Origin of the sequence: Leptospira kirschneri serovar Cynopteri str. 3522 CT (assembly GCF_000243695.2) — a bacterium.
Classification (GTDB): domain Bacteria; phylum Spirochaetota; class Leptospiria; order Leptospirales; family Leptospiraceae; genus Leptospira; species Leptospira kirschneri.
In genome coordinates this window covers 907464-919974 of record NZ_AHMN02000004.1, presented here as the reverse complement: position 1 = coordinate 919974, position 12511 = coordinate 907464, and the positions used below count along the sequence as shown (strand labels likewise).

Here is a 12511-nt window from a genome sequence, read left to right as displayed (position 1 = left end):
ATACTCTTTACGCGGATCGTGTTCAAGCTCGGCAAAATGTTTTTCTTAAACGTAAGCGTTTGGTCGTTCGAAAGATCGTGTTTTAGGCATTCTATAGTTTGAGACAGACTCAAATGTAGGAACTATTACAAAAGTTTAAGTAATACAAATAGATCCATATCAAACCTTTGTAATATCGGTTTTAAATCGATGTTTTCTTGACAGTGGGACATATGGCAAGATATTGGTAAAAATCATACATTCTTTTTTCGGGGGTTATAAAATCCGAAAGGTCAGAATGGTTTAAAAGGAAAATATCCCTTGGTAAAACTTAGATTGCAAAGAACCGGAACCAAACACGATCCTCATTATAGAATTGTTGCTGCTGATAGCAGAGCCCCTAGAGATGGAAAGTTTGTAGATATCGTAGGTCATTATCATCCGGCGCAGATCAAAGAACAGACTACTTTTAATAAAGAAAAAATTCTTACTTGGCTAAAGAACGGAGCCCAACCCACCGGAACCGTTTTAAACCTGTTTAAAAATGCAGGAATTTGGGCGGAATATAAAACTACTCTCAAAAAGTAATGGAAGAATTACTGAAGTATATAGTTGCTTCTCTTGTTGAATTTCCCGAAGAAATTGTAATTCGTGAAATTGAAGGAGAAGAACAAAATATCATCGAACTACGAGTATCCCCGAAAGACGTGGGAAAAGTAATCGGTAAGAACGGTCGTATTGCAAAATCCCTGCGCGCGATTCTTACTGCGGCCTCTGTAAAAGCAGGAAAAAACTTCTCCTTAGAAATCATTGACTAAAGAGTGGATTTCACTCGGGCAGTTAGGCAAACCGTTCGGAATTAAAGGTTGGTTGCGTTTAAATGTCCGGGAAACTGTACTTTGCGAACTCAAAACTCCGATTTCACTCAAACTCAATAAACCGGATTTACATTTTCCAGAAAAGGAAATCACTCTTTTAGAAATTCGTCCTCATGGTGGAAAATTTATCGTTCGTTTTGAAGGGATTTCCACACCAGAGGAAGCTGCAAAATGGATCGGAGGTTTTCTTTTTTTACCCCAAAAACTTCTCCCTAAAATCAAAACTAAGGATGAGTTTTATATTACGGATCTCATCGGCTTACAAGCGATCGACGAATCCGGAAAAAAACTGGATTGGAAATTAGAAGACGTCCAAGACAATCCGGCACATCCTATTCTAGTTTTTGTAAAAGAAAATGGAGAAGAAATTCTCATTCCGTTTTTAAAAGTTTTTGTAGGTGATATAGATCTAGAAAAGAATACAATCATTTTGATACGACCGGAGATTTGGAATGAGATTTAATTTTATCACTCTTTTTCCGGACAAAATTCAATCGTATTTCTCGGAAGGACTTCAACAAAAAGCAATCGAGTCCGGAGTGTTTTCGGTAAATATAATTCAACTTAGAAACTTTTCCGGAAATAAACATAACCGAGTCGATGATACGATTTACGGCGGTGGTCCAGGAATGCTTCTCCGGGTCGAACCGATTCATAAAGCGATTTTATCTTTAGGAGAAGAGAAGGGGATCGTAGTTTTAACTTCTCCATCCGGAATTCCATTTAACCAGAGTATTGCTATGGATTTGAAAGAGAGCGGAAAACCTTTGACGTTTATTTCCGGCTATTATGAAGGTGTGGATCATCGTGTTACGGAACATCTGGTTGACATAGAAATGTCCCTTGGAAATTATGTATTATCTGCCGGGGATTTGGCCAGTATTTGTATCGCAGATGCGGTGTCCAGGCTTCTACCTGGGTTTTTAGGAGCAGACGAAAGTCTCCTGGATGAATCTCATAACCATCCGGATATTTTAGAATATCCACAGTTTACGAAACCTTCGGAATACAATGGATGGAAAGTTCCTGACGTACTACTCAGCGGCAATCACGCTTCCATTTTAGCGTGGAGAGAACAAAATAGAAAGAAGATCGAAAGAGGAAATTATGAATCAACTTTTAAGAGAAGTGCTGACTCCGGATGCTGAAAGAAAACAAAATTTTACGGTAGGAGATACCGTTAAAGTACATTATAAAATTGTTGAGTCCGGAAAAGAAAGGGTTCAGATTTACGAAGGAGTTGTAATCTCCGTTGCAAACGAAGCGAACGGAAAAACTTTTACCGTTCGTAGAGTTTCCTACGACGTAGGTGTAGAAAGAATTTTCCCTTTGTTCTCTCCTAGAATTGCAAAGATAGAATTAATTCGCAAAGGTAAAGTAAGAAGAGCGAAACTTTACTATTTGAGAAATCTTGCCGGAAAAGCGGCACGTATCAAAGAACTCAAAGGTGGTAAAGCTCTTGTAAGTGAAGATAGAAAAAGACAACAAGCTGCGGCGGTTGCAAAATCTACTACTACGGAATAATCCGGTTTTGCCGGAGTCAAAACTTTCCAGTTTTTTTGAACCAGAAGAACATCGATTTTATTCGGAGTCGATTCCATGTGGAATCGATGAGGCGGGAAGAGGTCCTTATGCTGGGCCTCTTTCTGTAGCTTTAGTTTCTTTTTCTCAAAATTCTATTAATCAAATCCTAAAAGGAAAAATTCTCAAGGGATTAACCGATTCCAAAAAACTTTCCGAAAAAAAAAGAGAATCTCTTTATCCGGAAATTCTAAAGACTGCACAATTTTCATATCGAACTTTTATAAGTCCGAATTATATCGATCGGGAAGGTATCAATCGAGCCGTTTTAGAAGGAATTTTAAAATGTGCAAAATTAGTAAATCGATCTATTCAGTCCAAATCTTCACTAAAACTACTAATTGACGGAAATTATAACTTTAATCGCTACCCGGAATGGACTGATCTCAAAGATTGTTCCACTTTTTATACAAAAGGGGATCTCAGAATTGTAAGTATCGCTGCCGCTTCTATTCTTGCTAAAGTTAGCAGAGATCGTTATATGATTTCCGTTTCTAAAAAATATCCTATTTATCGTTTTGATCAGCACAAAGGATACGGTACAAAACTTCACGAAGAACTGATTCTTCTACATGGTCTTTCCGATATTCATAGAAGAAGTTTTACTGGAAAGTTTCTGGAACAGATCTCAGAGTCTAATTCTTAAGAGATACAAAATAAACGGAATGTTTTCGAGTTAGAGTGGTGTTTTAATAAGATAGTAGTTTAAATGCGGACGCTTATGAAACTTTCAGCCGATTTTTCTGCACGAAATTTGAGTCTTATTTTGGAAAAACAAGTAGAAGGTTTTAATTTTGCGGACCTGACTTTGAACCAAAATTTTAAAAGTAGAGTGTTGGACGTTTTTCCGGGTGGGGCGTGGCTTTCCATTGGAAGTAAAAGACTGAAAACATCTTCCCAGTCTAATATTTTGTTTATAGGAGAGGCTCTTACATTAGTAGCAAAGTCTAGCACAAAAGGAATAGAGTTGCGTATTGTAGATCGGGAATTGAAAAGTAAAGAAGATATTCCTTATAAACTGGAGAGTATGGGGATGAGTGTTCAGGAACTTTCTGAAAAAGTTGTAGATTCCAATTTTCAAGAGTTTTCTACCGAGAACTCTATATTCAAGGTTTTGAAATCGTATTATCCTTTTCTAGAATGGGCCTCGGATTTACCGTATTTTCGCTGGGAATTTGACGGAGGAAATGCGGAAGGAATTTATGAATCAAAAAAAGAATCTAAAAAATTTTTATTTCGGATTCAAACGAAGAATACTGGAAGGACAATTGTTCTATTTCTTTGGAAGGAAAACTCGGGAGAAGATTTGCAAATCAACCTCGCTTTCGATAATTTGAAAATGTACTTGCACGCTTGTCAAAACAAAGAAAAATTTAAGCAGATTTTAGCCGAATCTTTGGTGAGTTTTCAGGGATACAATTTATCTTATAAACCATCTCTGACTAGAAAAGAATGGAATGCTTAGATGATCAGCGTGGCTCTTAAATTCATTCCTAAGAAAGACAATGCGCCTGTAATTACGGCTGCCGCTTCCGGCTTTTTAGGTGACGTTATCCGTAACATTGCGGAAAAAAATTCGATTCCGACGGTAAAAAATCCGATTCTGGCAGAATCCCTCTCTGAATTGCCTGTCGGTTCAGAAATCCCAGAAAATCTATATAGAGCAGTTGGTGCAATTTTTTCGATGATTATGGATTCTGATTCCAGAAAAAGGGAAAAGTTACAATGAAAAAATTTGCCGTATCCGAACTAAAACCGGGAATGAGATTTTCCAAACCCGTTTATTTAGATAAGGAAAATTTATTTATTACTTCTAATACTCCAGTTACAGACAGCGATTTAGATCGGTTGAATCGGTTTGGAATTCAAGAAGTGATGACTGCTGGAGAACTTCTACAGTTAGAATCCCAATATGATCCGAACGTTTTAGAAACGAGTTTAGACGATATGATCGTAAATACTGTCGTAGAAGATGAACTACAACCTCTCAAAGCAGTTTACGATAATCTAAATCGAATCAAAATTACTTTTGGAAATTTATTTAGGGAATCTACTCAAGTCATCCAAGACGTGTTTAAAAAAACGATAGAGGAAAAACCTTTAGAGGTTACTCCCGTTCGAGAAATTGCGGAAAGACTGACCGATTTTGTACGTTCTAATCAAAATATATCCTATTTAATTTTAGCGCACAATCCTCCCGGATATTATTTATACAATCAGATTGCAAATTCGACTTTCTATTCTTTAATTTTAGGAAAACTTTTAGAATATTCTAGACCAAAAATGATCGATCTAGGAATTTCCTGTTTACTCGCGGATATAGGAATGTCAAAGGTTCCCGCTGTGATTTCGGAAAAAAACGAACAACTCACCGATGAGGAATTTAAGACGATCATGAAACATACGATCTTAGGATATCAAATTCTTTCCCAAAAAATGAAACTGAAAAATAACCTTGCAATCGTCGCCCTTCAACATCATGAACGTTACGATGGAAACGGTTATCCTCAAAAATTAGCTGGTACCGCCATTGAGGAACAAGCCAGAATTTATTCGATTTCGGACAACTTTTCCGCACTTGTAACCAATCGTCCTCATAGAAAGAAAATTTTACCCCACGAAGCAATCAAATCCATGATCAGTATGGACGTAGGAAAGTTCGATTTGAAATTGGTTAGAACTCTTCTCAATCATCTTTCTTTATATCCTGTAGGTTCTTGTATAGAATTATCAGATAAAAGAATAGGTGTCGTTTTAGGACCAAATCTGGATAAACCAATTCGTCCTTTTATTCGCATTATAAAAGACGAATATGGTAAAATGGTTCGGAATTTGATTCTAGTGGATCTTTTAAAAGAAACGAATCTTTTTATTTCTCGTCCCGTAGATTTACAGGAAATTTCCGCTTAAAAGAATCTTGTGAAGTTAATGAACGTGAATTCGATTTAAGAAAATTGGGAAACTATTTTCTTAAAATAGGAATGTGAAGATACTTTATGTTTAATTTTCTGGTTTCTAAATATATAATAAAATACTCAACTTTTTATTTTGGAATGTGATTTTGCAATAAAAAACTTAAGATTCTCTATTTTATAGAAATCAGTGCTCATACTCATTTTTATTTTCATTATAAAGCAGACTTTTAAGAAATAGATGCTTTGCGTAAAACTCGCGTTAATTAAAACAATACAGATTTTTTAGCGGATCGGTTAATCGTTCTTTTTAAAAAAGTTTTGTAACCAGCTGTAATCTCTATAATTGCAAATAAAAAATGTGATGAGAGGAATTTAGTATATTAGAATTTTTGAAAAAATAATTTTAAATCTGTTTTCGTTGTATTACTACTCGGACGTCTAAAAAGAATACTATGTTGTGCTTGTTTCAAAACTTAGAATGTGTGGTCCTTTTAAAAAAGCTAATAATTCTAGGTTTGGCGCAATTTCGCGAGAACTTCTATATCTTTAAAAAAATACTCGTAATCTTGAGTATTTTTTTTCATACGTCCGAGTAATAGTTATATTTATAAATTATAATTTTATTTATTATAAAATCTGTATAATATTCTCTTGTTGATCTTCGTAAAATGGAAAATTTATTTTAAAGAGGTATCTTTGAGTAAATTCAAAAAAAGAAAAGGTGACGAAGGAGAATCTATCGCATCGAACTTTTTAATCAACCTAGATCATGAAATTCTAAAACGAAATTATCGTTTTCTTCATTGTGAGATCGACATAATCTCTGTGAAAGAGGAAGTTTTGTATTTTTCCGAAGTGAAATTTTGGAAAGAGTTTGAGTTCTTTGATCCTAGGTTTACATTCAATTTCGCAAAACAAACTAGGATGAGAAAGGCGGCTAAGGGTTTTCTCGCCGAAAATCTTTCCTTTCAAAACCATTTTGTCTCATTCTGTCTTGTCTCCATAAATGAAAAAAAGGGATGTGAATATTATCCCGATCTTTTTTGAAATATTGGTTTAGGTACTTCCAACAAGCACCGAATTTTTAAACTGTCTGCGGGTTCTCAAGGAAGAGAGCCTTAAATCGTTACAAGGAAGTAACTATGAAGAGCATCACGATTTTGGGAAATCTGGCCGAATCTGACGATTTCGGTCCGGATCCGGTCATTCTCCGAAAGAGGGGAATGCCGGTAAAAAAGCGAAAATTTGAAGATTATAAAAAGAAATTGGAGGATCCTAGTTATATCGATTTTGCGATCGATAAAATCGCTATGGAGATCTCTCACTTTCTTGCAAAATAAACTTCTCGCTTAACGGGAATTAAGCGCTGGCCCTGTTTTCTACGTATCTTCCGGCATTCTGGAAATTCAGGGCTTCTAGAAGATGTTTTTCTTTTACGATCGTACTGTCCTCTAAATCTGCAATTGTTCTAGCCACCTTTCGAATCTGGTTGAGTTTACGAATGCTCGTTTTTCTTTTTTTTACTTCGTTTTCTAAAATTTCTTCACAAGCGGAATCAAATTGTAGATAAAAATTTACGTATTCTCCTCTAAGTTGTCCATTAAAGTAAAATCCACTTCCTCTATACCTTTCCCATTGAATGGTTGCCGCTTTTTGAATTTTTTTTCTAGATTCTTCCAGAGAGATTAAAATTCGTTTTCTTTCTTTTTCTGGATCTGGAAAAATTTCCACTTCTAAATCGATTCTATCTCTAAACGGTCCGGAATAAGTAGATTGATATTTTTTGATCTTTTGTAGATTGCAGGCACAAGGAACCTCTTTGCTTCCATAAAATCCGCACGGACATGGGTTGGTTGCAGCAACTAACAAGAAGTTGGCGGGATATACGATGGTTCCGCTGATTCTAGAAACCGTTATGCTCCCTTCCTCCATAGGTTCTCTAAGTGCTTGCAAAATCCCTGATTTATATTCCGCGAGTTCATCTAAAAATAAAATTCCTCGATTTGCTAAAGTGACTTCTCCCATTCTTAAATCTCTAGAACCTCCCACCAAAGTGATGTCCGAAGTTGTATGATGGGGAGCTCGATAAGGTCTTTGTGCGATCAATTCTTTCAATGGAGAAATTGCAGATCGAATCTTCAATATATCTAATGCTTCGTTTTCTTCGGGAGTAGGAAGTAAAATACCTGTTATTCTTGCTAAAAGGCTTTTACCAATTCCAGGCGGCCCGGATAAAAGTATATGATGCCATCCCGCGGCGGCGATTTCAATCGCTCTAAATGCGACCATCTGGTCTTTATACAATTCTAAATTTTTTGAGACGTTTACTTCTTGAATTTGGATTTTTGATTTTGTTTCGGGGTTTCTTCGATTTTCTAAAACTTCTTCTAATTCTTTCAAATGAGAAATTCCATAAACTTCGAATTTTCGTAAAAGGGCCGCTTCTTCTCTATTTTCAAATGGAACGATTGCAATGTCGTATTTTTCGGAAGAAATTCCAGATAGAATTGGCAACACTCCTTTGAGAGGTTTCAGGCTTCCGTCTAGACCTAACTCTCCTAAGAATAGAGTTTTTCGTAATTTTCCGGAAGGAAAAATTTGTTCGGTTAATGCAAGAATTCCACATGCAATGGAAAGATCTAAAAGAGTTCCTTCTTTTTTTCTTCCTGCAGGAGCTAGATTTACTAATATATTTTGAAGAGGACAAGAGTAGCCGCTGTTTTCTAAAGCGATTCTTACCCTTTCCGAAGATTCACGGATGGACTGGGCAGCCAGTCCAGTAATTGCAAAACGAGGTAATCCTCGTTTGAGATTGATTTCTACATCGACCGTAAACGCATCCAGACCTTCTAAATTCGCTCCGGTGAGACAGATCCAAGAATTTTTCATACTTCCCTCCTATAGGAAGTACGGTTCCTATTCTTTTACTTGGGGAACGTTTGTGATATGGATTTTGTGTTTTTTATTCGAAAAATTGAAAACGTAATTCGGCTTTTTCAAAAAAACTCCTTTCAAATACGTTTAGCTTCTGTAATTTTGCTCTGAAATGTTTCGTATCGCCGTTTTCCTGCTTCCCTCAATTTTTATTTTTCTGGCAGGTTGCGGTAACAGATTGATTCGTAAAGACGCGGTGGCTCAGATTAACGAGCATTATTCGGAAAAAATTTATTACCTAACGAAAGATAAAAAAGTTTCCAATACAGAAACCTTTAAGAAAGGAATGCTTGTTCGGATTTATATAGAATCCACTCCTTCGATGGTGAAAATCAAATGTTACCCTGCGGATCATAAAAGAGAATACGCCATCGGAAGAATGATACTTTATCAACTGAACGACGAATACGGCGGTAAAAAAATTACTGTAGAAGATTTGGATAAACTTATAGCCAATGAACTTGTGGAATACAAAAAGAAAAAATGAATCCTCGGGAAATGGAGGATCAAGATCGGACATATCTAAGTCCGATACTAAAAAAGTGAATGGGAAACTTTTTTTTATTTTTTTGATTTCCTACTTGGTGTTTGGTTCTATTTTTGCAGATCCTCTGAAAAATTACGACGCGGAGATCTCAGAATATACCAACAAGGATTCTTCCTTTTTTTCGGATAAAGAAGAACGTAAAATTAAACAACTATTCTCTCAGTCTCCTGAAAATTGGCAGGAAGAAAAATATTCTCTCAATTATCACAAAGACAAATCTAACTTAGAACTTCCTAGCTTTATCAACGTCAATAGGATTATTTCTTCTAAGATCGTTAATCACAGCGGAACTATCTACAAAAATTACGTAGTCAAATCCAAAGATTCTCTTTCTAAAATCGCAAGAGAAATGAAAACTTCGATTCAAAAAATTATTTCTGCCAACGGCTTGAAAAAGAATTCTACTCTTCAAGTGGGTCAGAATCTTTCCATTCCGGTGCAGGTTCGTAACGCGAGCCGGGAGAAAGTAGAATTTCATAAATTGTTTGTACATCCTGTTTTAAATGCAAGAATCACTTCCCGTTATGGAAGAAGAAAAGATCCGTTTCATACTGGTTCGGGTGGTTTTCATACCGGTTTGGATTTTGCGGGGGCTCAAGGTGCTCCGATCCTTGCATCTGCGGATGGAATCGTATCCTTTGCCGGAGTAAACGGAGGATACGGAAATACTGTAGTCATAGATCATGACAACGGCTATAAAACAATGTACGCCCACTGTTCTAAAATTACAATTGAACAGGGAACTAGAGTGAGCACTGGAACGGTCATAGGTGCAATTGGTAGAACCGGGTCGGCTACGGGACCTCATCTTCATTTTGAAGTCTTTTTAAACGGAAATAGGGTAAATCCAGACGCCGCTTTGAAAAAAGCGTTAAAGATTGTGACTCCTTTAGACCCTGGTAAATTTGCCAGATTGTGAGTAGTCGGAGATTTTCTGACTTCTTAGAAAGAAATTTTCTGATCGGACTCCTATGAACGCGATTTTTTTAGAACTCAGGAAAAATACATTTTATACTCTCATTCCGGTTATTTTATTTTTTTCTTATTCACTTTCTTATCTTTTAAGAGCGGTGATTCTTGCCTTTTTAAATCCGAGTGTTCAGGCCGCTAGTTCCGGAACAAATCCGATTCGCAAAGTGGGACTAGAAACTTCAAATCGATCTCTTTCTTCTTATGAGGAAATGGTTCAAGGGAATTTAATTCGCGGAGTGATTCCTAAAGAAGGAGAAATTTCTACAGAAGGAGAAATTTCTGCAGCTTCTGCTCCTCCGGATACGGGAGAAGGAGAAGAAATGAAAATTACTGGAACCTTAAGCGGTCATTGGTCCTTTGCTCGTGCCACGATTATAGAAAAAGGAAAAGCAGAAGCTCAGGAATTTGCGATCGGAGAAACGGTAGGTGGATATAAAATTCGTTCTATTTCTCTCAACTATGTAGTTTTGGAAAAAGGTGGAATTTCCCTCAAAGTAGAAATCGGTCAGACTCCGGGGGAAGCAAGGGCCAAGTTGAATTTAGACGCGGGTCCAAAAGCGGAAGGTGGGCCTCCGGCGGGTGATACGGTTCGTAAAGTTCTTTCTAGACAAGATGTAAATCGTAAATTGAAAGACCAAGCGGCGATCTTTAAAAACGCTAGATTTGGTCCTGCATTGATCAACGGTAAAATTTCCGGTTATAAAATCTACAGTGTTACTCCGGAACATATCTTTTATTCCTTAGGAGCTAGAAATGGAGATATTATCAAACGAGTGAATGGAATGCCGTTGACCGAAACCGAAAAAATGTTAGAAATCTGGGGAGCCGTAAAAACTGCCGATAAGATTACAGTAGATGTGGAAAGAGGTAGCCAGATTCTCACCTACGAATTTATTATCAGAAACTAAAAAGATGTTCGGAACAATCAGTCAACTTTCAATCTTTAGAATATTCTCCTTTCTCATACTTTTGTTTTTAGTATGGGATAAACCAATCTTTCCTCAAAGTAAGAAAAAAATTTCCGCAAAGACAAAATCGGTTACTCAAGAAGAACCTTCGGAAAAAACTTTTTATGCAAATTGGAGAGATACAGAACTAAACGACTTTCTCAAAGGAATGAGCGCCATTTTAAAGAAAAATATTCTTTTAGATGAAAGTTTAAAAGGTAAAAAAATTACGATCATTTCTCAAAAAGAAATTCCGATCAAAAATGGATTCATTTTTATGAAATCTGTTTTAGAGTCTCTCGGTTTTGGCGTAGTAGAAGAACCGGATCTGATTTCGATTGTTAAAATTAAAGATGCACTTGCCAGATCTCCTATCGTACGAGTCGGTAAGGAATTGATTCCCGAAGAGGAGGTTGGGGATTATAGAACGATCACTCAGGTCATTCCTATTGAAAATGTAAAACCGGAAGAATTAGAACCTATTTTAAAACGTCTTACTTCTCCCAATACGGATGTGATCGTTTATAGAAATACAAATACGATTGTACTTTCAGGTTCCGCTGCAGACATCAATAAATTGTTAGTACTTGTAAGCGAATTTGACGTTAAAGTCGAAGAGGCGACTCCGGGGGCGATTTCATCGGCGGGTGATATTCATATTTATACTTTAGAATATAGTGAGGCTGAAAAGATCGCGGCGACTTTAGTAAAGTTAGACAATCCTGTGATTCAGTCTGAAGATCTGAGTTCCGAAAGAAAACCTCCACCACCGGGTCAGCCGATGCCTAAGGTAGATAAGATCAAGGCGGTCGGTCATAAAGAATCCAATTCTGTGATTGTTACGGCCACGAATGCGGAATGGGCCGAAATTCGTAAAATCATTAAGGTTTTAGACTCGTCTAGAAAACAGGTTTTATTAGAAGTTTTGATCGTGGAACTTACTTCCAGTGATTTAAACGATTTCGGGATCGATTGGAGATATAAGGGAGAAGCTTTCGGTCAGTTTAATTCCGGTCTTTCTAAAGAAGCAAATATCATCAATTCGAACGGTCAGGTCAATCCGAACATAAACACTTTGAGCGGTTTCTCTTTAGGATTTTTAAAAGCTGGTTCGGAACAAATCATAGGAATTTTAAGCGCCAATCAAGGAAATGAAAACTTCAACGTGTTATCCGCTCCTCAAGTGCTTACGGTAGATAACCAAGAAGCAGAAATCAGTGTGGGCCAAGACGTGCCTGTTCGAACTCAGAGTAGAAACGCAGGTACTGGTGGAACGAACGCTGTGACCGTAGACAATTACGAATATCGTCCTACGGGGATTAAACTTAAGTTCACTCCTCACGTGAATAAAAATAATAAGATCACTCTGGAACTCTTTCAGGAGATTAAAAATATCGCAGAGATTGCACTTTCCGGAGGAAATCCTACTTTCAATCGAAGAGAAATTAAAACTTCTATTTCAATTGAAAACACTCAGTCTATCGTGATCGGTGGATTGATCTCGAATGATAAACAAAAAAGAATCATTAAAATTCCTTTTTTAGGGGACATTCCGTATTTAGGTCATCTTTTTAAAAGAACCACTGAAAAAATTAAAAAGACCAACTTGATGGTTTTTATTACTCCGCATATACTCGATAGCAGAGAAACTGCGGATAAGATGACCGTGAAGAAAAAAATGCAACAGGAACGTTACGAACTCGAAAGAGAAAGAATCCTCAACAAAGAAAGAGAAATCAGAGAAAGAGGGGATTAAAA

General features: G+C 36.8%; 16 protein-coding genes. 15 read left to right on the top strand and 1 reads right to left on the bottom strand.

All coding sequences use genetic code 11. The annotated features are described in order from the left end of the window. Positions 1 to 300: 300 nt before the first annotated feature. The 11 genes from rpsP to LEP1GSC049_RS220220 all read left to right on the top strand — a co-directional run bounded on the left by rpsP (position 301) and on the right by LEP1GSC049_RS220220 (position 6693). Positions 301 to 567: a 30S ribosomal protein S16 gene (rpsP, locus tag LEP1GSC049_RS220170; protein WP_002176633.1), complete on the top strand. Its 267-nt coding sequence runs from the start codon at positions 301 to 303 to the stop codon at positions 565 to 567. After that, positions 567 to 797 carry a KH domain-containing protein gene (locus LEP1GSC049_RS220175; protein ID WP_000391865.1) on the top strand — a complete coding sequence of 77 codons (231 nt, stop codon included), beginning with the start codon at positions 567 to 569 and terminating at the stop codon, positions 795 to 797. The genes rpsP and LEP1GSC049_RS220175 overlap by 1 nt, the downstream gene beginning before the upstream one ends. Then, complete coding sequence (gene rimM, locus LEP1GSC049_RS220180; RefSeq protein ID WP_004751999.1) at positions 790 to 1320, top strand: ribosome maturation factor RimM; 531 nt, start codon at positions 790 to 792, stop codon at positions 1318 to 1320. Before LEP1GSC049_RS220175 ends, rimM begins: the two co-directional genes overlap by 8 nt. Beyond that, positions 1310 to 2005: a tRNA (guanosine(37)-N1)-methyltransferase TrmD gene (gene trmD, locus LEP1GSC049_RS220185; RefSeq protein WP_004758785.1), complete on the top strand. Its 696-nt coding sequence runs from the start codon at positions 1310 to 1312 to the stop codon at positions 2003 to 2005. The genes rimM and trmD overlap by 11 nt, the downstream gene beginning before the upstream one ends. After that, positions 1965 to 2381 (top strand): 50S ribosomal protein L19, encoded by a 417-nt coding sequence (gene rplS / locus LEP1GSC049_RS220190; protein ID WP_004752447.1) that lies wholly within the window; start codon positions 1965 to 1967, stop codon positions 2379 to 2381. The genes trmD and rplS overlap by 41 nt, the downstream gene beginning before the upstream one ends. A 7-nt stretch (positions 2382 to 2388) precedes the next feature. Continuing rightward, a complete protein-coding gene (locus LEP1GSC049_RS220195; protein ID WP_004752343.1) occupies positions 2389 to 3084 on the top strand; it encodes a ribonuclease HII in 696 nt (231 codons plus the stop codon). Between the two features lie 75 nt (positions 3085 to 3159). Beyond that, on the top strand, positions 3160 to 3903 hold the full coding sequence (locus LEP1GSC049_RS220200; protein ID WP_004752731.1) for a hypothetical protein: 744 nt from the start codon (positions 3160 to 3162) through the stop codon (positions 3901 to 3903). Next, on the top strand, positions 3904 to 4167 hold the full coding sequence (locus LEP1GSC049_RS220205) for an EscU/YscU/HrcU family type III secretion system export apparatus switch protein (protein WP_004752602.1): 264 nt from the start codon (positions 3904 to 3906) through the stop codon (positions 4165 to 4167). Beyond that, positions 4164 to 5348 (top strand): cyclic di-GMP phosphodiesterase, encoded by a 1185-nt coding sequence (locus LEP1GSC049_RS220210; RefSeq protein ID WP_004751784.1) that lies wholly within the window; start codon positions 4164 to 4166, stop codon positions 5346 to 5348. Before LEP1GSC049_RS220205 ends, LEP1GSC049_RS220210 begins: the two co-directional genes overlap by 4 nt. A gap of 701 nt (positions 5349 to 6049) precedes the next feature. After that, positions 6050 to 6400 carry a YraN family protein gene (locus tag LEP1GSC049_RS220215; RefSeq protein ID WP_004766285.1) on the top strand — a complete coding sequence of 117 codons (351 nt, stop codon included), beginning with the start codon at positions 6050 to 6052 and terminating at the stop codon, positions 6398 to 6400. A 95-nt stretch (positions 6401 to 6495) separates the two neighbouring features. Further along, entirely contained in the window at positions 6496 to 6693 is a 198-nt protein-coding gene (locus LEP1GSC049_RS220220) for a hypothetical protein (protein WP_000836436.1), read from the top strand. 19 nt (positions 6694 to 6712) lie between these two features. Here LEP1GSC049_RS220220 and LEP1GSC049_RS220225 read toward each other — a convergent pair whose 3' ends face one another. Next, positions 6713 to 8242: a YifB family Mg chelatase-like AAA ATPase gene (locus tag LEP1GSC049_RS220225; RefSeq protein ID WP_004760688.1), complete on the bottom strand. Its 1530-nt coding sequence runs from the start codon at positions 8240 to 8242 to the stop codon at positions 6713 to 6715. Between the two features lie 157 nt (positions 8243 to 8399). Between LEP1GSC049_RS220225 and LEP1GSC049_RS220230 the strand changes: the two genes are divergently transcribed. The 4 genes from LEP1GSC049_RS220230 to gspD are packed head-to-tail and all read left to right on the top strand — an operon-like array spanning position 8400 to position 12509. Continuing rightward, positions 8400 to 8774, top strand: coding sequence for a type II secretion system-associated lipoprotein (locus LEP1GSC049_RS220230; RefSeq protein WP_004758673.1), 375 nt, complete (start codon positions 8400 to 8402; stop codon positions 8772 to 8774). Then, positions 8749 to 9753 carry a LysM peptidoglycan-binding domain-containing M23 family metallopeptidase gene (locus LEP1GSC049_RS220235; RefSeq protein WP_016748769.1) on the top strand — a complete coding sequence of 335 codons (1005 nt, stop codon included), beginning with the start codon at positions 8749 to 8751 and terminating at the stop codon, positions 9751 to 9753. The genes LEP1GSC049_RS220230 and LEP1GSC049_RS220235 overlap by 26 nt, the downstream gene beginning before the upstream one ends. Positions 9754 to 9805: 52 nt before the next feature. Continuing rightward, on the top strand, positions 9806 to 10714 hold the full coding sequence (locus LEP1GSC049_RS220240) for a hypothetical protein (protein WP_004769938.1): 909 nt from the start codon (positions 9806 to 9808) through the stop codon (positions 10712 to 10714). Between the two features lie 4 nt (positions 10715 to 10718). Beyond that, positions 10719 to 12509, top strand: a complete 1791-nt coding sequence (gene gspD / locus LEP1GSC049_RS220245) for a type II secretion system secretin GspD (RefSeq protein ID WP_004751684.1) — start codon at positions 10719 to 10721, stop codon at positions 12507 to 12509. Positions 12510 to 12511: the final 2 nt, after the last annotated feature.

Bases quoted from the DNA above. Each gene is read 5' to 3' on its own strand.
- LEP1GSC049_RS220225 (WP_004760688.1), bottom strand. From the start codon at position 8,242: ATGAAAAATTCTTGGATCTGTCTCACCGGAGCGAATTTAGAAGGTCTG.
- LEP1GSC049_RS220205 (WP_004752602.1), top strand. From the start codon at position 3,904: ATGATCAGCGTGGCTCTTAAATTCATTCCTAAGAAAGACAATGCGCCT.
- LEP1GSC049_RS220230 (WP_004758673.1), top strand. From the start codon at position 8,400: ATGTTTCGTATCGCCGTTTTCCTGCTTCCCTCAATTTTTATTTTTCTG.
- gspD (WP_004751684.1), top strand. From the start codon at position 10,719: ATGTTCGGAACAATCAGTCAACTTTCAATCTTTAGAATATTCTCCTTT.
- LEP1GSC049_RS220240 (WP_004769938.1), top strand. From the start codon at position 9,806: ATGAACGCGATTTTTTTAGAACTCAGGAAAAATACATTTTATACTCTC.
- LEP1GSC049_RS220210 (WP_004751784.1), top strand. From the start codon at position 4,164: ATGAAAAAATTTGCCGTATCCGAACTAAAACCGGGAATGAGATTTTCC.
- trmD (WP_004758785.1), top strand. From the start codon at position 1,310: ATGAGATTTAATTTTATCACTCTTTTTCCGGACAAAATTCAATCGTAT.
- LEP1GSC049_RS220175 (WP_000391865.1), top strand. From the start codon at position 567: ATGGAAGAATTACTGAAGTATATAGTTGCTTCTCTTGTTGAATTTCCC.
- LEP1GSC049_RS220200 (WP_004752731.1), top strand. From the start codon at position 3,160: ATGAAACTTTCAGCCGATTTTTCTGCACGAAATTTGAGTCTTATTTTG.
- LEP1GSC049_RS220220 (WP_000836436.1), top strand. From the start codon at position 6,496: ATGAAGAGCATCACGATTTTGGGAAATCTGGCCGAATCTGACGATTTC.
- rplS (WP_004752447.1), top strand. From the start codon at position 1,965: ATGAATCAACTTTTAAGAGAAGTGCTGACTCCGGATGCTGAAAGAAAA.